This window comes from Pseudoduganella chitinolytica (assembly GCF_029028125.1).
GTDB classification, from domain to species: Bacteria; Pseudomonadota; Gammaproteobacteria; order Burkholderiales; family Burkholderiaceae_D; genus Rugamonas; species Rugamonas chitinolytica.
Window position 1 is genome coordinate 4,297,834 of sequence record NZ_CP119083.1, and the last position, 18,291, is coordinate 4,316,124.

At 65.9% G+C, this 18,291-nt stretch carries 12 protein-coding genes; 8 read left to right on the forward strand and 4 right to left on the reverse strand.

Annotated features, from left to right (window positions below; all coding sequences use genetic code 11):
* Nucleotides 1-38: 38 nt before the first annotated feature.
* The 3 genes from PX653_RS19085 to PX653_RS19095 are packed head-to-tail and all read right to left on the reverse strand — an operon-like array spanning nt 39 to nt 3,674.
* Nucleotides 39-1,604 (reverse strand): NAD(P)-binding domain-containing protein, encoded by a 1,566-nt coding sequence (locus PX653_RS19085; protein WP_277414321.1) that lies wholly within the window; start codon nt 1,602-1,604, stop codon nt 39-41.
* A gap of 7 nt (nt 1,605-1,611) precedes the next feature.
* Nucleotides 1,612-2,736, reverse strand: coding sequence for a PrnB family protein (locus PX653_RS19090; protein ID WP_277414322.1), 1,125 nt, complete (start codon nt 2,734-2,736; stop codon nt 1,612-1,614).
* Nucleotides 2,737-2,792: 56 nt separating this feature from the next.
* Nucleotides 2,793-3,674: an alpha/beta hydrolase gene (locus PX653_RS19095; protein WP_277414323.1), complete on the reverse strand. Its 882-nt coding sequence runs from the start codon at nt 3,672-3,674 to the stop codon at nt 2,793-2,795.
* A gap of 656 nt (nt 3,675-4,330) precedes the next feature.
* Between PX653_RS19095 and PX653_RS19100 the strand changes: the two genes are divergently transcribed.
* The 7 genes from PX653_RS19100 to PX653_RS19130 all read left to right on the forward strand — a co-directional run bounded on the left by PX653_RS19100 (nt 4,331) and on the right by PX653_RS19130 (nt 15,752).
* On the forward strand, nt 4,331-5,521 hold the full coding sequence (locus tag PX653_RS19100; RefSeq protein ID WP_277414324.1) for an efflux RND transporter periplasmic adaptor subunit: 1,191 nt from the start codon (nt 4,331-4,333) through the stop codon (nt 5,519-5,521).
* 9 nt (nt 5,522-5,530) lie between these two features.
* Nucleotides 5,531-8,704 (forward strand): efflux RND transporter permease subunit, encoded by a 3,174-nt coding sequence (locus PX653_RS19105; protein ID WP_277414325.1) that lies wholly within the window; start codon nt 5,531-5,533, stop codon nt 8,702-8,704.
* Nucleotides 8,701-10,215 carry an efflux transporter outer membrane subunit gene (locus PX653_RS19110; protein ID WP_277414326.1) on the forward strand — a complete coding sequence of 505 codons (1,515 nt, stop codon included), beginning with the start codon at nt 8,701-8,703 and terminating at the stop codon, nt 10,213-10,215. Before PX653_RS19105 ends, PX653_RS19110 begins: the two co-directional genes overlap by 4 nt.
* On the forward strand, nt 10,212-11,453 hold the full coding sequence (gene egtB / locus PX653_RS19115; protein WP_277414327.1) for an ergothioneine biosynthesis protein EgtB: 1,242 nt from the start codon (nt 10,212-10,214) through the stop codon (nt 11,451-11,453). Before PX653_RS19110 ends, egtB begins: the two co-directional genes overlap by 4 nt.
* Complete coding sequence (gene egtD / locus PX653_RS19120) at nt 11,450-12,445, forward strand: L-histidine N(alpha)-methyltransferase (protein WP_277414328.1); 996 nt, start codon at nt 11,450-11,452, stop codon at nt 12,443-12,445. The genes egtB and egtD overlap by 4 nt, the downstream gene beginning before the upstream one ends.
* Nucleotides 12,446-12,637: 192 nt before the next feature.
* Nucleotides 12,638-13,975, forward strand: coding sequence for a cation:proton antiporter (locus PX653_RS19125; protein ID WP_277414329.1), 1,338 nt, complete (start codon nt 12,638-12,640; stop codon nt 13,973-13,975).
* A gap of 337 nt (nt 13,976-14,312) precedes the next feature.
* On the forward strand, nt 14,313-15,752 hold the full coding sequence (locus tag PX653_RS19130) for a sensor histidine kinase (RefSeq protein WP_277414330.1): 1,440 nt from the start codon (nt 14,313-14,315) through the stop codon (nt 15,750-15,752).
* Between the two features lie 20 nt (nt 15,753-15,772).
* Here the strand turns inward: PX653_RS19130 and PX653_RS19135 are convergent, their stop codons facing one another.
* A complete protein-coding gene (locus PX653_RS19135; RefSeq protein WP_277414331.1) occupies nt 15,773-16,636 on the reverse strand; it encodes a helix-turn-helix domain-containing protein in 864 nt (287 codons plus the stop codon).
* A gap of 314 nt (nt 16,637-16,950) precedes the next feature.
* On the opposite strand from PX653_RS19135, the gene PX653_RS19140 reads away from it, so the two are divergent.
* Nucleotides 16,951-18,252, forward strand: coding sequence for a hypothetical protein (locus PX653_RS19140; RefSeq protein ID WP_277414332.1), 1,302 nt, complete (start codon nt 16,951-16,953; stop codon nt 18,250-18,252).
* The last annotated feature ends 39 nt before the right edge of the window (nt 18,253-18,291 follow it).

An 18,291-nucleotide genomic window follows, 5' to 3' on the forward strand; every position in this document is an offset into this window, starting at 1 on the left:
AGTTGTGAAACGTTCAGATTTACGCTGACTACCTGCCCTTACGCGGCCTGGGCCAGCTCGGCGCTGGCGAAGAATTGCGCGAGGGGCGACACATGAAACTCCGGTTCGTCCCATTCCGGGATGATGTCTTCCAGCACATGGTGCTCGGCCTGCAACTGGCCGTACGAATAACGCCGGACGATCGGGTGGATGCCCGTGCTGAGCGCGGCCCGCGCCACGTCGTCCTTGTGGATACGCTCGACGGCGAGCGGATCGGGGCTTGCATAAATGATGTCCAGCCCGAACTCCAGGGTCATCACGTAGTATTCCTTGTGGCGGCCGAACTCGCTCTCGTGGGCATACTCGGTGACGACGTTCTCGTAGTACTCGAAGCTGGCGCCGTCGGCCGAACGCACCAGCACGTCACACAGGAAGCCGGTCTGCTGCCAGATGCCGGGGCTGCGGTTGGCGCGTGCCAGCACGGCGTGGGCCAGCGCATCGGGCGTCGCCGCGATGCGTTCGGACGGCCATGGCGTGCCGAAGTAGCGCGTCTCCAGCACGTGGAACAGGCTCTCGACATTGTGGCGGAAGCCATGCACGAAGCCCGACTGCTTCTTCTTGAAGTCGCGCGCCTGCATGATCGTGCCAGCGAAGTACAGGTCCTTCACGTTGGTCGATTCGAACGCGCTGGTCTGGGCCGGGAAGCGGTCCTTGATCGTCAGCTCCGGCTTGCAGTCGTCGTCGAAGATGGACGCATCGAAGCGGAACCCCGTGCACAGCAGCACGCGATCGAATTCCATCACCTCGACCTCGTCGTCGGCGTGCATGTAGTGGAAGGTGGTTTGCAGCTTGCCGTCCTTCTTGTCGATGCGCACCAGCTTGGCGTCCAGCATCACGTTCTGCAGCTTGAGCTGGTAGGTGTCGATGAAGTTGTTGTTGACGGCGCGCAGGTGTCCGACAAACTTGCTCTTCCACGACAGCGTGATCGGCGTCGGGCTGCAGACATAGATGCGCGAAGCGGTGCCGATCAGGTTGTCGGCCGTCTCGAAGGCGGAGTTGCCCTTGCCGACCACCAGCACGCGCTGGTTGGCGAAGTCTTCCGGATCGGTGGGCATTTCCGTGTACAGCTCGGCGTGCTCCACACCCGGGATATCGGGCACGTACGGCTTGCTGACGCCCGTCGCCATTACCACGCGGCCGGCCCGCAGGGTTTCACCGGCCGTGGTGCGCAGGATGAAATCGCCGTCCCGCGATACCCGTTCCACCCGGGTGTCGTACTGCACCGGCAGCTCGTGCTTTTGCGCGAAGTCCTGCAGGTAGTCGACCATGACGTCGGCGCTCGGGAAATACTCGCGGCTGTAGTTCTTGAACAGCAGCGACTCGTCGTCGCTGATCAGCGAGTTCCAGTCCCAGCGCATGTTGCGCACGCTGTCGGTATAGCCGGTATAGACCTTGTTGGCCGAAATCAGCTTGCGATGACGTGGGAACTGCTTGAAGAACGTGCCGGCGCCCGGCCCCGCCTCCAGGATGATGAACTTCCGTCCCGCCTGTTTCAGGAAATATCCGAGTTGCAAGCCTGCTGGCCCTGCGCCCACGATTACGTAGTCGTACGTGTTTTGCGTCATGTCTTCCTCACGGTAAAAGGTTGGAGAATGTTTCCTTTCGATGCTTCTCTAAATAACCGACAAAAGGTGAGCCGCCGGTTCCCTGCTCCCCACGCATGCTGGCCTGCTGCCGCGCGGGCTTCTGAATATATTCAATTGAAATGGCCAGGTGCTCCTCGCGGAAGCGGCCGACGCCTTCGATGCACCGGTTGTACTGTTCGTTGAGGCGTCGATCGCCGCACTCGACCAGGTAGGCGCGGATCGAGGGCCCCTGTTCCACCTGTGCCAGGAAATCCTGGTGCTCGGCCGGCATGTACCGGCGCAGCTCGTGCAGGTAGGTGATCAGCGCGTCGCCGGCATGGCGAATGCCCAGCGCCGCGTCGAGCAGTGGCATCAACGTACTTTGCGCGCCGCTGCCGCCGGCAAAGTTCTGCGGCACGCCGCCGAATTCGGCGGCGCCTTCGTAGACGACGTTCTTCATGCCCTGCATGAATGGCTGGACGCGCGTGAAGAAGATGTATGGATCGCAGTTTTCCCGTACCCGCACGAGCGTCGCGTGGATCTGCTCGAGCGTATCGGCGATCGTGCGCAGCGCCGCGAGCAGTTCACCGGGGTCGTTGGTCTCGACGGCGCGCTGGCCCGCCACCACGGCCAGCACCAGCGGTGCCGCCTGGCCCTCGATCTCAACGTGCGTGGCGACGAACCAGTTTTCGTCCAGGCCGCCGAAGAAGTTGCGCAGCACGGCAAGGTTGCCCAGCCCGACGGGCCCGTCCGGACGGAGCCGTTTCCAGTTGTTCTGGCCGTGCGACGCATACGTCAGCACGGGCAGCCGCCCCATCGAGTGCGCCAGCGTGACCCAGGGCCGCGCGATGGCGGCAGGCACCGACGATGCCGATGCCTGCCGCCAGCTTTCGTGCACGGCGGCGTGGCCGAATACCGACAACGTGCCGAGCGCGCGCTCCCGTTCGCCCGGCGTTTCCAGCTCGCGAATGTCCGCCTGCGGCAGTTGTTCCAGCACGGCGCGGGCGCGGCCGGCGGCAAGCAGGCCCGGCAGTTCGGCGACCATGGCATCCCATGCCCGGAACGCGTCCGGCAGGCGCGGCGCTGGATCGGTTTCGGGCAAAAAACCCCTGGTGGGTGTGGCTGTTCGCATGGCACTGCTCCTTTCGGTACGGTGTTTGAGTTCAGGGCTGCTGGCCCGAGCGGGCCCTACGATGTGGCCGGCGGGCCCAGACGGTCGTGTATTGCGCGTGCCACCGCGGGCCAGGCGGGAGAAAGCGGATCGATCAGGTCGAAATGCTCGACGCCGGGCAGCACCACCAGTTCGCAAGCGGCCCCGCGTGCCGTGGCGGCCGCGTGGTAGCGCTGGCTGATCTCGACCGGAACGGACGAGTCGGCACTGCCGTGCACCAGCGTATGCGGGACAGCGATGGGCAGCTGCGCCGGCGACGCGGCCGCGAAGCGTTCCGGCACCGCCGCGGGGTCGCCGCCGAGAAACGCGGCGACGATCCCCTTGCTCAGCTGCAATTCGGCACACCGTGCCAGGTCTACCGCGCCCGCCAGGGCAACGGCTGCGCTGACGGGCAGCGGCGTTGCTTCGTGCAGCGGGTGGCCGGCGGCAAACGCGGCGCGGGCGGCCGCCCACAGGGCCAGCTGTCCGCCAGCGGAGAAGCCCACCGGCACGACACGGGCAAGGTCGAGGTTGAACTCGGCGGCGATCACGGCCAGGTAATCGAGTGCCGCGCCAACATCCTGCAACGTGCCGGGCCAGCCGCCGCCTGCTTCGCCAACGCGGCGGTATTCGATGTTCCAGGTCGCATATCCCAGCCGCGTCAGGGCGGCACACAGATGGGCGTGCGTCTCCAGGCCGTGGGCGGCGCGCCACCAGCCGCCGTGGATGCCCACCACGACGGGGAACGGTCCAGGGCCGGCCGGCAGGCGCAACTCGCCGAACTGACTGGGGTGCCAGCCATAGGGCAGGCGCCAGTCACAGGGGGGCTGCGGGCGAAGCAGGACCTCGGGCAGCAGGGCCGTCGCCGCCGCGTCATGCAGTTCGTCTGGTTGCGCTACAACGGCCGCTGCTGAATCCATGTTCACCTCGCATCGTTGTGGTCCGTATTCCCGACGGCAGCCATCGTCCCATCGGTCACCTTATTTCCTTTAAACGCAACTTTCCGCCCACGGCAAGGCTTTTTTGCCCCTGTCAGATCTGACAGCTAGACATTTTGAATGCATTCCACGCAGGCAAAATTCGCTAGATCGGCACTTAGTCCTACGGCAAATTGCATATGAAGCTAGCGACGAGCCAATGCTAGCATACGTTTTTCGCATGTCGATAGAAATTTTTGCAATTTATTTTCTTGACGCGGAAAGCACGCTTCATTTAAATTTCCCTTAGGCGAAATCCATACAAAGTTAGCTTCACATGCAATTTTCGTCCGACGGCGCAAGGTGTCGACCAGTTCCCAGCGCCGTCCAGACGCCGGACCGGATGCCGCCGGCAAGGGTCGTCAAGCAGTGGAGTGGCTGCGGCAACGTTGCTACAGCACGACAAATCGCCAACGGTCGCGCGCCGACAACAACGCAGCAGGCGGGCAGCGCGGCATCCCGCCGGTCCGCCGTCTCAGGAGGCACCGGCATGGTGCGCAGGTAGCCGGTGCCAGTCGTAGCAAGGCGGGGCGCCGTGGGCGCCTTCAGCGGACCCGGCAACTGGTCCCCGAATGTCAAATGCACAAAGGAGCTTGGAAATGTTAAGGAATCTCAACAGTCTGGTTCGACTCGAACTGGCATGTGTCGTCACCGCGGCGCTCTCCCTGCAGGGCTGCAATTCCAGTGTGGCTTCCGCTGGCGGGTCGCCGCCAGCGCCGGAAGTGAGCGTGGCCAGCGTCCAGGTGCGCCAAGTGCAGAGCTGGGATGAATTCAACGGGCGCGTTGGCGCGGTCGAGTCCGTCTCGATCCGGCCGCGTGTCAGCGGCTACATCGAGCGCGTCGCGTTCCGCGAGGGCGACGACATCAAGAAGGGCGACCTGTTGTTCCTGATCGACCAACGACCCTACCAGGCCGTGGCGAACAGCGCGCAGGCCCAGCTCGAGCGTGCCCGCGCCGCGGCGGACCTGGCCAAGACCCAGATCGAGCGTGCGCAGACGCTGATCGGCGCCAACGCCATCTCGCGCGAGGAATTCGACAGTCGCAAGGCGGCCCTGGCGCAAGCCGTGGCCGACGTGCACGGCGCCGAAGCGCAACTGGCCAAGGCACGGCTCGACCTGACCTTCACCGAGGTACGCGCGCCCATTGGCGGCCGGGTCAGCAATGCCATGCTAACGGCCGGCAACCTGGCCCAGGCGGACCAGAGCGTGTTGACGACCGTCGTGTCACAGGAGTCAATGTACGTGTACTTCGACTGCGACGAGCGCAGCTACCAACGCTACCTCGACCGCGTGCGCGGCGATCGGCGGGCCGAGCGGCTGGTCAAGGTCGGCCTGGCCGACGAGACGGGCTTTTCGCGCACCGGCAAGGTCGACTTCCTCGACAACCGGCTCGACGCCAACATGGGCACGATCCGCGCACGCGCACTGCTGCCCAATGCCGACCGCAAGCTGACGCCGGGCATGTACGCACGGGTCAAGCTGGACGGCAGCGGCGAGTTCAAGGCCATGCTGGTCGACGACCGTGCCGTGCTGACGGACCAGGACCGCAAATACCTGTACGTGGTGGGGCCGGAGAACAAGGCGCTGCGCAAGGATGTCGTGCTGGGCCGCCTGATCGACGACGGTAGTGCCGGTCCGAACGCGGCATTGCGCGTCGTCGAGTCGGGCCTCGAAAGCGGCGACAAGGTCATTGTCGGCGGCACGCAGAAGATTTTCTTCCCCGGCATGCCGGTCAAGCCGATCGTCCTGGCCACCAGCGCGCAGGTCGCGGCAGCCAAAACGTCCAAATAGGGAGGCGTCGTGGATTTCTCGAAATTCTTCATCAACCGGCCCACGTTCGCGATCGTCCTGTCGATCGTGATCTTCGCGTTGGGCCTGATTGCGATCCCGCTGCTGCCGACCAGCGAATACCCGGAAGTGGTGCCGCCGAGCGTCGTGGTGCGCGCGATGTACCCGGGCGCCAACCCGAAAGAGATCGCCGAATCGGTGGCCGTGCCGCTGGAAGAGGTCATCAACGGCGTCGACGGCATGGCGTACATGAAGTCCGTCGCGAGCTCCGACGGCAGCCTGCAGGTGGTCGTCACGTTCCAGCCCGGCGTCGCGCCCGATGCGGCGGCCGTACGGGTGCAGAACCGGGTCAGCCAGGCACTCAACCGCCTGCCCGAACCGGTGCGCCAGTATGGCGTCACGACGCAGAAGCAGTCACCCACGCCCCTGATGTACGTCAGCCTGCTGTCGACGGACAACCGGCACGACTCCCTGTACCTGCGCAATTACCTGACGTTGCAGGTCAAGGACGAGCTGGCCCGTATCGCCGGCATCGGCGACGTCAAGCTGCTGGGCGCCGGCGACTATGCGATGCGCATCTGGCTGGACCCGAACAAGCTGGCCGCGCGCGGCATGACAGCCTCCGACGTCGTGCGCGCCGTGCGCGAGCAGAACGTGCAGGTCTCGGCCGGCCAGCTGGGCGCCGAACCGACGCCGAAAGCCAACGACTACATGATCTCGATTAACGTCCGCGGCCGCCTGCGCAGCGAACGCGAGTTCGGCGACATCGTCGTCAAGAACGGGGCCGAGGGCCAGATCACCCGCCTGTCGGACGTGGCGCGGGTCGAACTGGGCGCCAGCGACTACACCTTGCGCGCCATGGTCGACAACCAGAACCAGGCCACTGTCGGCATCTTCCTGTCGCCAGGCTCCAACGCGCTGGACGTGGCAAACGCCGTCTACGCCAAGCTCGACGAGCTGTCCAAGAAATTCCCGCAGGGGATCGTCTACAAGCCGGTCTGGGATCCGACGACGTTCGTGCGCGACTCGATCGGCGCGGTGCAGAAGACCCTGCTGGAGTCGGTGGTGCTGGTCGTAATTGTCGTGATCGTATTCCTGCGCACGTGGCGCGCATCCGTGATCCCGCTGGCCGCCGTGCCGGTGTCGATCATCGGCACCTTTGCCGGCCTGTACTTGTTCGGCTACTCGATCAATACCCTGACGCTGTTCGGCCTCGTGCTGGCGATCGGCATCGTGGTGGACGATGCCATCGTCGTCGTGGAGAACGTCGAACGCTATATCGGCAAGGGTTTCTCGCCCGTGGAAGCGGCGCACCTGGCGATGAAGGAAGTCTCCGGGCCGATCATCGCGATCGCCCTGGTACTGTGCGCGGTGTTCGTGCCGATGGCGTTCCTCTCGGGGGTGACGGGCCAGTTCTACAAGCAGTTCGCCGTCACCATCGCGATTTCGACGGTCATTTCGACCATCAACTCGCTGACGCTGTCGCCGGCGCTGGCGGCCAGGTTGCTGCTGCCAAAGAAAGAGCAGGCGGAGAAGGAAGCGCCGGACGGTTGGGCCGGGCGTGCCCTGAACGGCTTCAACCGCCTGTTCCAGCGCGGCTCGCAGCGCTATGACGGCCTGGTCGGCCGCAGCCTGCACCGGCGCGGCATGGTGTTCGGCGTCTACGCCATCCTGATGTCGGCGACGATGTACCTGTTCCACGCCGTGCCCGGCGGCTTCATCCCGAACCAGGACAAGCTGTACCTGTTCGCCGGCGCCAAGCTGCCCGAAGGGGCATCGCTGGCCCGCACGGACGCCGTCACGCGCCAGATGATCGACATCGCACGCAAGGTGGAAGGCGTGGAGACCGTGTCGGCCTACCCCGGCATGAATGCCCTGCAGCAGACCAATACGCCGAACATGACGGCCGCCTACGTCATCCTCAAGCCTTTCGACCAGCGTCGTCGCGGCATTGGCGAAATCAACGCGGAGCTGAACCAGAAATTCTCCGCGATCCAGGACGGCTACGCATTCGCGTTGCTGCCACCGCCGATCCAGGGCCTGGGCAACGGTTCCGGCTACTCGCTGTTCCTGGAGGATCGGGCGGGCCTGGGCTATGGCGCGCTGCAGGATTCGCTCAATGCCTTCCGCGGCACGGTTGCGCAAACGCCCGGTATGAGCTTCCCCGTCAGCGCCTACCAGGCCAACATCCCCCAGCTCGACATCGAGATCGACCGTGTCAAGGCCAAGTCGCAGGGCGTGGCGCTGACCGACCTGTTCGACAGCGTCCAGACCTACCTGGGTTCGGTCTATGTCAACGACTTCAACATGTTCGGCCGCGTCTACCGCGTCATGGCGCAGGCCGACAGCTCGCACCGCCAGCGCGTCGAGGACATCGGTAACCTCTACACGCGCAATCGCGATGGCGCCATGGTGCCGATCAGCTCCATGGTCAACGTGGTGTCCAGCTATGGCCCCGACCCGGTGGTGCGCTACAACGGCCACCCGGCCGCGGACCTGATCGGCGATGCCGATCCCCGCCAGATGTCGTCCGGCCAGGCGATCGCCAAGCTGAACGACATCGCCGGCAAGGTACTGCCGCCCGGCGTCAAGCTCGAATGGAGCGACTTGAGCTACCAGCAGGTCACCCAGAGCGGTACGGCCCCCCTCGTGTTCGTGCTGGCGGCCCTGCTGGCCTTCCTCGTGCTGGCCGCGCTCTATGAAAGCTGGACGCTGCCACTGGCGGTGCTGCTGATCGTGCCGGTCTGCATGTGCGCGGCGCTGTTCGGTGTGTGGCTGACGGGCGGCGACAACAATATCTTCGTGCAGGTGGGCCTGGTCGTACTGATGGGACTGGCCAGCAAGAACGCCATCCTGATCGTCGAATTCGCCCGGGAGCTGGAGTTGAAGGGCATGTCGACAGTCGAGGCGGCACGCCAGGCCAGCGTGCTGCGCCTGCGCCCGATCCTGATGACGTCGATCGCTTTCATCGCCGGTTCGATCCCGCTGCTGTTCGGCCACGGCGCCGGCAGCGAAGTGCGCGCCGCGACCGGCATCACCGTGTTCTCCGGCATGCTGGGCGTCACGCTGTTCGGCCTGTTCCTGACGCCCGTGTTCTATGTGACGCTGCGCAAGCTGTCCGCACTGGGCCGTCGCAAGGCCGCTACCGTCGAAGCCAATTCCATCGTGATCGGAGCCCGTCCATGATCTTCGCGACTTCATCGAATCCGCGCCGCCTCGCGCCGGTCCCCCTTGCCTGCGCCACGCTCGTGCTGGTGCTGCTGGCCGGCTGCAGTGTCGGCCCGGACTTCCAGCGCCCGGTGCTGGCGCTGCCGGACCACTACAGCCGTCATGCGGCCACGGCGCCCGCGGCCGCGCCGACCGATGCCGGTGCGCCGTTCTGGCGGCATTTCAACGACCCGCAGCTGACGGCGCTTGTCGAGCAGGCGCTGGCCGCCAACGGCGACCTGCGGGTGGCACTGGCCCGCTACGACAGCGCCACGGCCGTGCTGCGCGAAGGGCGGCTGTCGTACTTCCCCGTCGTGACCGCGAGCGCCCAGGGCGGGCACGAAAAAGTCAGTACGGACCAGTCCTACGGCTACCCGCGCAGCCACGACACCTACAGCGCCGGCATCCATGTCAACTGGGAGCTCGACCTGTTCGGGCGCGTGCGCCGCACGGTGGAGCAGCGCACGGCGCTGGTCGCCGCCAGCGCCAGGGACGTGGCGGGCCTGCAGGTCGTTATCGCGGCGGAGACGGCGGCCACGTACATGCAGCTGCGCGGGCTGCAGGAACGCTTGCGGCTTGTCACGCAGAACACGAGCAACCAGCGCCAGGTGGTGGACCTTGTCGGCGTGCGCTTGTCGACGGGACGCGGCACGGAATTCGACGCGACACGGTCGCGCGCCCAACTGGCGATCGCCGGCGCCCGCGAGCCGGCCCTGCAGGCGCAGATCGCCGTGGCCCAGCACCGGCTGGCGGTGCTGACGGGACGTCCGCCAGGCGCCCTGATCGCCGAGCTGGATGCGCCGCGGCCGTTGCCGGCACTGCCGGCACGGATCGATCCGGACAGTCCGGCCACGCTGCTGCGCCGGCGGCCCGACATCGCCGCCGCCGAGGAGCGGCTGCATGCCGCCACGGCCAGGGTCGGCGTGAGCACGGCCGACCTGTTCCCGCGCCTGAGCCTGGGCGGCCTGCTGGGCACGCAGGCCTTCCACTCGAGCGCGCTGTTCGAAGGCAGCAGCCAGTCGAACTACGCGCTGCTGGGCATCGACTGGTCGTTCCTGGACGTCGGCCGGGTGCGTGCCAATATTGCCGCCAGCACCGCCGAATCCGCCGCGATGCTGGCGCAGTACCAGCAGACCGTGCTGCTCGCGCTGGAGGAGACGGAAAACGCGCTGGTGCGGTACGCCCGTACGCGCAGCGAGGACGAGATGCTGGAACGTGCCGCGCGCGACAGCGACCAGGCGGCGCAGCTGGCGCGCCTGCGCTACAAGGCCGGCGAGATCGGCCTGTACGAGCTGCTCGATGCCGAGCGGGTGGTGCTGGACGCGCAGGACGCATTCGCGGACAGCCGCACCAGGAGCGCGATGGCGGCCGTCGCGCTGTACAAGACCCTGGCGGGCGGCTGGCCGGAACGCGCGCCGGAGCGCGTGCGTGCCGCCCCCGCCCACGGCGCGGCGACGACGGTGGCGCAGGCCACGGCGGAGGTGCGGTGACGACCACGGCCCTGCCGCTCGCCCTGGCGCAACGGTACCGCGACATCCGGCAGCACAGCGAACGACTGTGCGCCCCGCTGGCGATCGAGGATCACGTCGCGCAGCCGGTGCCCGAGGTAAGTCCGCCGAAATGGCACCTCGGGCACACCGCGTGGTTTTTCGAGGCCACCGTGCTGCAGGCGTGCGTGCCCGGCTACCGCCAGTTCGACGCACGCTACGGCTTCCTCTTCAACAGCTATTACGAAAGCCAGGGAGCGCGCACGGCCCGCGACCGCCGCGGCGGCCTGAGCCGCCCCACCGTCGCGCAGGTGCTGGCATACCGTCGGCATGTCGACGCGGCGATGCTGGCCCTGCTGGCGGTGCCGCCATCGCCGCCGGTGCGCGAACTGGTCGAAATCGGCCTGCAGCACGAGCAGCAACACCAGGAGCTGCTGCTGGCCGATATCAAGTACATCCTGGGCACCAATCCACTGGAAGAGGCGTACGAGGCCAAGCCGCGCGACGACGAGCAGGCGCATGCCGAACACGCGCGCGAGCCCGCGGCGCGGCGCAACGAATGGATCGAGTGCCACGGTGGCGCCATGCCGATCGGCCACGACGGGCCCGGCTTTGCATTCGACAACGAAGGTCCGCGCCACATGGTGCAGGTATCCCCGGTGGCCCTGCGGGCGGCGCTCGTCACCAATGGCGAGTACCTGGCGTTCATGCGCGACGGCGGCTACACCCGCTTCGAACTGTGGCATGCGGAAGGGTGGGAGTGGCTGCAGTCGCTGCCCCGGCGCGCGCCGCTGTACTGGCACCCCGGTCCGTCCGACGCGGAGCCCTGGCAGCACTACACGCTGGCGGGCTGCCTGCCGCTCGACCTGGAGGCTCCCGTAACGCACGTCAGCCTGTACGAGGCCTATGCCTTCTGCCGCTGGGCCGGGTGGCGCCTGCCGACGGAAGCGGAGTGGGAAGCGGTGGCGCCACGGCTCGACTGGGGCCGGCGCTGGGAGTGGACGGGCAGTGCCTACCTGCCCTACCCCGGCTTCCGGGCGTTCGGCGGCACCGCCAGCGAATACAACGGCAAGTTCATGCTGAACCAGATGGTGCTGCGGGGCGCTTCCTGGGCCACGCCGGCCGGCCATGCCCGGCTCACGTACCGCAATTTCTTCCACCCCTACCTGCGCTGGCAATACACGGGCATCCGGCCCGCCCGCGACCTGCAGGTGGCCTCCTTACGCTGGAACGACCAATGAACGATATGTACTTCCAAGCCCGGCGTGCGCCCCGCGCCGTCGATGCGGCGCTGGCACGGGATGTGCGCGACGGCCTCGGCGCCACGCAAAAGACGCTGCCTTCGAAGTGGTTTTATGACGACGAAGGATCACGCCTGTTCCAGCGCATCATGACGCTGCCCGAGTACTACATGACGCGTACGGAACACGGCATCCTGAAGCACAAGGCGGACCGGCTGGCGGACTGGATCGCGCCCGATGGACGGGCGCTCGACCTTATCGAACTGGGCAGCGGCGACGGCGAGAAGACACTGTCGCTGTGCGAGACGCTGCTGCGCCGCGAGATCGCGTGCACATACCATCCGATCGATGTGTCGCAGCACGCCCTGTCCGAGCTGGCCGCGCGCTTCAGCGGCGCCCTGCCCGCGCTCGACGTCCGCCCCATCCTTGGCGACTATTTCGACGACTGGCCAGCCACCTCCCCGCTGCGGCGCCAGGTCGCGTTGCTGCTGGGCGGGAACCTGGGCAACCTGACGTTCGACCAGTCGGTCGCGTTGCTGGACCGTATCCGGGCCCGGCTGGCGCAGGGAGACGTCCTGCTGCTTGGACTGGACCTGAAAAAGGATCCGGCCATGATCCTGGCCGCCTACGACGACGCCCAGGGCGTCACCGCCGCCTTCAACCTGAACCTGCTGCGCCGGCTGAACCGCGAACTCGACATGGATTTCGACCTGGCCCAGTTTGCGCATTTTCCCACCTACTCCCCGCTGGACGGCGCGGCACGCAGCTTCCTGGTCAGCCGGCGGCGCCAGACCGTGCGCAGCAGCGTGCTTGGATGCGCGTTCGCGTTCCAGAAAGGCGAAACCATCTATACGGAACAATCGCAGAAGTACTCGTTCGACATGATCGTACAGCTGGCAGCGGCAAGCGGTTTCGCCGTGGCCAGTCACGTCACCGACGACCTGGGCTGGTACACGGTCGCGGTGCTGCAGGCCATCGAGCAGCGGCGGTAGCGCCATTCGAGGGCAGCTTCACCAGGCAGTTGTATCGGCCGGCCGGGCAGGCACGCCCAGGCCGGGTGTGACGCAGTACCGAGAAGAAGATCGTGGCTGCCGCAGCCTGCTGGGCGCGTGGCAGTGTCCATTCAATCGGTGTCCTGGCGGAACCTGAGCGAGCGCCGCGGCACCGTCGTCCAAGGGGAAAGCATGAGCCATACCGCCATTGCCGCATCCGCTGCCGCCACCGCGGCCACCGCGGCCACACCTGCATCGTCCGTCCACGCACTTGAGCACACGCTGTTTTTCGTCCTGATCCAACTGGTCATCATCATCCTCGTGGCCCGCCTGGCCGGCCAGGCCGCCCGCCGGTTCGGCCAGCCGCGCGCGGTGGGCGAAATGATCGCCGGCCTGCTGCTCGGGCCCTCCCTGCTGGGGCACCTGTTTCCCGAGGCATCGGACTTCCTGTTCAAGAGCGTCCCCTCGCTGCCGATCAATATCATCAGCCAGATCGGCCTGATCCTGCTGATGTTCCAGATCGGCATGGACTTCGAATTCGGCCATCTCACCGACCGGCGCAACCGCAAGGCGGTCAGCTGGATTTCCGTGCTCTCGATCGGGCTGCCGTTCGCGCTGGGAATCGGCGTGGGCGTCTGGTCCGCCCCCTACCTGGCGCCGGACGTGCCGCTGCTGCCTTACTGCCTGTTCGTCGGTACGGCGCTGTCGATCACGGCCGTGCCGATCCTGGGCCGCATCATGGCCGAGTTCGGCCTGACGCGGACCCATGTGGGCGCGATCGCCATCAGCGCCGCCGCCGTCAACGACGTGGTGGGCTGGCTCCTGCTGGCCGTGATCTCGTCGCTGTCGATAGGCGAGTTCTCGCTGGCCCATACGTTGACCCAGCTCGGCTACCTGGCACTGTACACAGTGGTCTGCCTGTTCGTCGTGCGCCCGTTGCTGCGCAAGCTGATGAAGAAGTACGAACCCAGCCAGCATCGCATGAGCGGCGACATGATGGCGATCATGTTTGGTCTGATCTTCATTTCCGGCATGGCCACGTTCAAGATCGGCATCTTTGCCATCTTTGGCGGCTTCATGATGGGCGTGCTCGTGCACGACAACCAGAAATTCGTCGAAGCCTGGAAGCGCTCTGTGGGTGACTTCGTGATGGTGTTCTTCCTGCCCATCTTCTTTACCTACACGGGCCTGCGCACCAACATCGCCGGCCTGGACACAATAGCGCTGTGGACGTGGTGCTCGATTTTCCTGGCCGCGGCAACGATCGGCAAGCTGGGCGGCGCCTACCTGGGCGCGCGGCTCGGCGGCCTCGACCGCAGCGAGTCGAGCACGATCGGCGCATTGATGAACACGCGGGCGCTGATGGAACTCATCGTGCTCAACATCGGTTTCGATCTGGGATTCATTCCGCGCGACGTGTTCACCATGCTGGTCATCATGGCGATCGCCACGACCATCATGACGGGACCGGCGCTGCGTAACCGGCTGCCGAAGATGGGCCACATGATCCCCGTCGGCGTGGACGCCTAGCGCGACGGCGCTGCCTGCCAAAGGCGAAGGTAACCTCGCGGCAAAACTGCTAATATCCCGCCTGCCGACGTTGCCGGCACCGTTGTTGGCAGGCGCGATGTCGCCATCACGCGGCCATGGGCTGAAACCGCCGTCTCTGCCCATGGCCGCGCTTTCGTTTCTACGGAGGCGCGCGTCAGACCGCGCCGACCTGAATTGGAGATGCACAGCAGTCAACCGTCGCCGGCAACGGTTGGCCGGGTAAGCTCGGAACGCCGGAAGATGGCCACCCGTTGCGTGAGCGACAGGTGCCGCATGTGACGCGGCCCGGCGGCGACGTTACCCACCTTGGCACTACATGAAACGATTACTGCACAAAATCTGGAAACTGGTGGTCCTTTGCCTGGCGACCGCTCTGGCCGCCATGGTGGTGGCGACCTACTACGGTTCGGAACTGCTGCTGGCGCCGGTACAAGGCACGGCCAGCAGCGCATCGCTGGACGAATACGCGTGGGCGCTGGGCCAGTACCAGGCCCAGCTCGACCGGCTCGAAGTACAGGCCGTGCGCTACGCCACGAAGCTGGACCCGGACCGGGCCAAGCTGCGCAAGGAACGCGAACTGCTGGAGGGGGCGTACAGGATGTTGCAGCTGTCGCGCGGTCCGGACAGCAGCGGCCAGGGCACGCTGGCGCGCGATTCCGTTGCCAGCCTCGACCGGTTCATGGGGCTGGTGCGCAGCGATACCGAACGGGTCGAGTACGATCCGGCCCATATCGGCGTGCTGGGCATGCACTGCGACGAAGTGCGCCAGGCCCTCGGCAACTACCTGACGGCGGCACGCTATGCCGACGTGCAGCGCCTGCGCACGGACCAGGCGGATTTCCTCGACCGGCGCGAGGGCCTGCTGATCAGCTGGATGGTCCTGTGGGCCGCGATCCTGCTGGCCCTGGTAGGCTTCCTGTTCGACGTGCGCCGGACCCGGACGGCACTGCGCATGAGCCGCGAAAGCTTGCGGCAGCAGGAAAAAACCATCGCACTGTTGCAGGAGGAGGTCTTTGCCAAGACGACGATCCTCGGCACCATCAGCCACGAACTGAAGATACCGCTGCAGACCATTATTTCATCGGTCGACCTGCTGGCCAATCGCATCAAGGCGCCGCGCGAGGTGGAAGTCATCGAGCGCCTGAACAGCGGCGCCAGCCGGCTGCAGGCACAGATGCAGGACTTGACGGATTATGCCCGGCTCGACTCCGGCCGGATGGGCCTGCGCCGCATCGAATTCGTGCCGCATGAACTGGTCAAGCGCGTGCTGACCGACCTGAAGGACGCGGCCGAACGCAAGGGCCTGCAGCTGGTGCAGCACGGTGGCAGGTCCAACGCGGTCGTGGCCACGGATGCGCACCGCATCCAGCAAATCCTGACGAACCTGGTCACGAATGCGATCAAGTATTCGTCGAAAGGGGCCATCCAGGTCAGCGCCGAACTGAAGCTGGACAAGGAGCAGCGCAGCGCGCCCTGGCTGCTCGAGTTGTCCGTGGCCGATTCGGGTCCCGGCATCGCGCAGGCGGACCTGCCTTACGTGTTCGAGCCGTTCACGCAGATCGAACAGGACGGTACCCGTCGCCTCGATGGAGCGGGCCTGGGCCTGGCCATCGTCAAGAAACTGGTGGACCTGTTCGAGGGAACCATTGCCGTGCAATCGGAACTGGGCCGCGGCTCGCGATTCACCGTCTCATTGCCCGTCAGCCTCGTCACCGAGGCCAAGGGTGCGCAGGAGGAAAGCGCGTTGCCGCGCTGATCGGGCGCGGCCCGCGACCGTCAGCAGTCGCACACTTTCGACAATTCGGCCGCGATGACGGGCGAGCGCGTCGGTTTTTCCTGGTACACGACATCGAACTGGCGCACGACACGCGCCACGTCCGACACGTTCAGGCGGCCGGTATCGTATTGCCCGGTCAGGAGAATGATGGGGGCGCCTGGATTGACCGAGGTGCGGATCTGGCGGATCAGCGATTCGGAGGTCTGCTCGCCCAACACCCAGTCGATGACGTAGCCATCGAAACGGCGTTCCTGGTTGGCTTTCTCCACCGTCATCGAGTCGTAGAACGACGTCGCCTGGAAGCCGCAGTCGTTCAGGTAGTCGCGCAGGTTGTCGGCCGACGGCTTCTCGTCGTCGACCACGGCGATGGTGGGCGCATTGGCTTGGCGGATCGATATTTCGAGGTGGTCGACCTTGAAGCGCGGCACGTCGTCGCCCCGGTCGTCGGCAGCCATCACTTGCAGGCCGTCCGGAGTTTCGACCGCCACGTAATCGACATTGCGCGGCTGGTGGAACAGCTGGGCGCCCACGACGACCCGGCACGGAATCTCATAGTCGCCCAGCACGAACGTCGCTTCGCGCGCTTCCTTGTCCGGCTGTCCCAGCGAGATGACCACCGGCGTTTCCGGCCCGACCAGCAAGCTGCGCAGGTTCTCGCCAAAATACTCGGCCACCGCCGACAGTTGCAGGATCGTCCAGTCCCCGCCATTGAGGATGCGATGGGCCTGGGAATAGCTCAGTCCGAGAATTTCGGCCAGCGTGTTCGAATGCTGGCGCGCGGCCACGCCGTTCCTGGCCATCAGGGAGCGTACGGCTTTATTGATGCAGTCGAGCGGCGAAGAGGTGCCGGTGGAGGATCGCATGTCGCATTCCTAATTCTCGAGAGTTCGGTTGACGGGAGGTGCCCTACCAGGGCCTCACACCGTCCGGACAGCTGCCGGATGGCACACAACGCGCTTGAAAGGGAAGCCTGGTCAATATCAATTCTACACGTAACTTGCACCAGATGGCGGTATCGGCGGTGAAATTACGACACCCTTGCGCACGGCGAAAAATGTTGCACGACCAGTAGCGTCCAGTGCTACGATTATCCTGTCGGTAACATACCGGGCGACGACGGCCCGTGCCGCACGCAGCATGAAAGCATCACCTCATACAACGTTTTGATGGCGATTTCATGACAATCCATTTCCATACCGATTCCCACTGCCGCCCCGGCATGGCAGAGCAGCTGAACAGGGAGGCCATGCCAGCGGCACAGCTTGCCGCGCTGCCGGCACCGGCCAACGTGCCCAATGTCCGCAGCGTCACCGCCGAGGGCCGCTCCCACTTGTTTGCCGGGGCGCCGTTTTTCGTCTCGCGCGACCAGGTGCACCGCATGGCCGAGCTTATTCATGCGGTGGAGGCCGTCGTGGCGCTGCCGCCGTTCCAGCAACATGTGCTGGCGTGGTCGCCCGATATCGCCCGCTTCGTGCCCGGTCCCCGTAGTGTTTTCTTCGGCTACGATTTCCACCTGGGGGATGGCGTGCCCCAGCTCATCGAAATCAATACCAACGCCGGCGGTGCGCTGCTCAACACCATGTTCGCGCGCGAGTTGCGCGAGCATGGCCTGCTGGCCCGGCGCAGCGCGCAGGCGTTGGCTGCGCAGGTGGAAGACGAGATCGTTGCCATGTTCCGCGCGGAGTGGGCCCGCCTGCGCGGCGACACACCGCTGCGCAGCGTGGCCGTTGTCGATACCGCGCCTGCCGAACAATACCTGTACCCGGAATTCCAGCTGTTCGAACGGCTGTTCCGCGCGCACGGTATCACGGCCGTCATTGCCGACCCCGGCGAGCTGGCGCTGCGCGACGGCCGGCTCGTGCACGGCGACCTGGAGATCGACCTCGTCTACAACCGGCTGACGGATTTCGCGCTGGCGGCACCCGCGCATGCGGCCATCCGCACGGCCTACCTGAGCGGCGCGGCGGCCGTCACGCCGCATCCGCGCGCGCATGCGCTGTACGCCGACAAACGCATCCTGGCCGTGCTGACGGACGACGCGCTGCTGCAAACGTGGGGCGTGCCCCGCTCACTGCGCGCCGTCCTGCAAGCCGGCATCCCCCATGCCACGGTGGTAACCGCCGAGAACTGCGAGGCCTTGTGGGCAAGGCGGCGGCAACTCTTCTTCAAGCCGGCCTGCGGCTTCGGCAGCAAGGGCACCTACCGGGGCGACAAGCTGACCCGGCGCGTATGGCAGGAAATCCTGGAGAGCGGCTACATTGCACAGGAGTTCGCCCAGCCGGGCTTGCGCGCCGTGCTGGTCGATGGCGCGGTCACGGAGTTGAAGGTGGACGTCCGCAATTATGTCTATGATGGCCGGGTGCAACTGCTGGCCGCCCGGATGTTCCAGGGCCAGACGACCAATTTCAGGACACCCGGGGGCGGCTTCGCACTGGTGGTGGAGGTCGACGACGCCCGTCCGCCCCTGGCATCGCACTGAAGCGGAGCGCGCATATGTGAAACGGGCGCTACAGCGAAA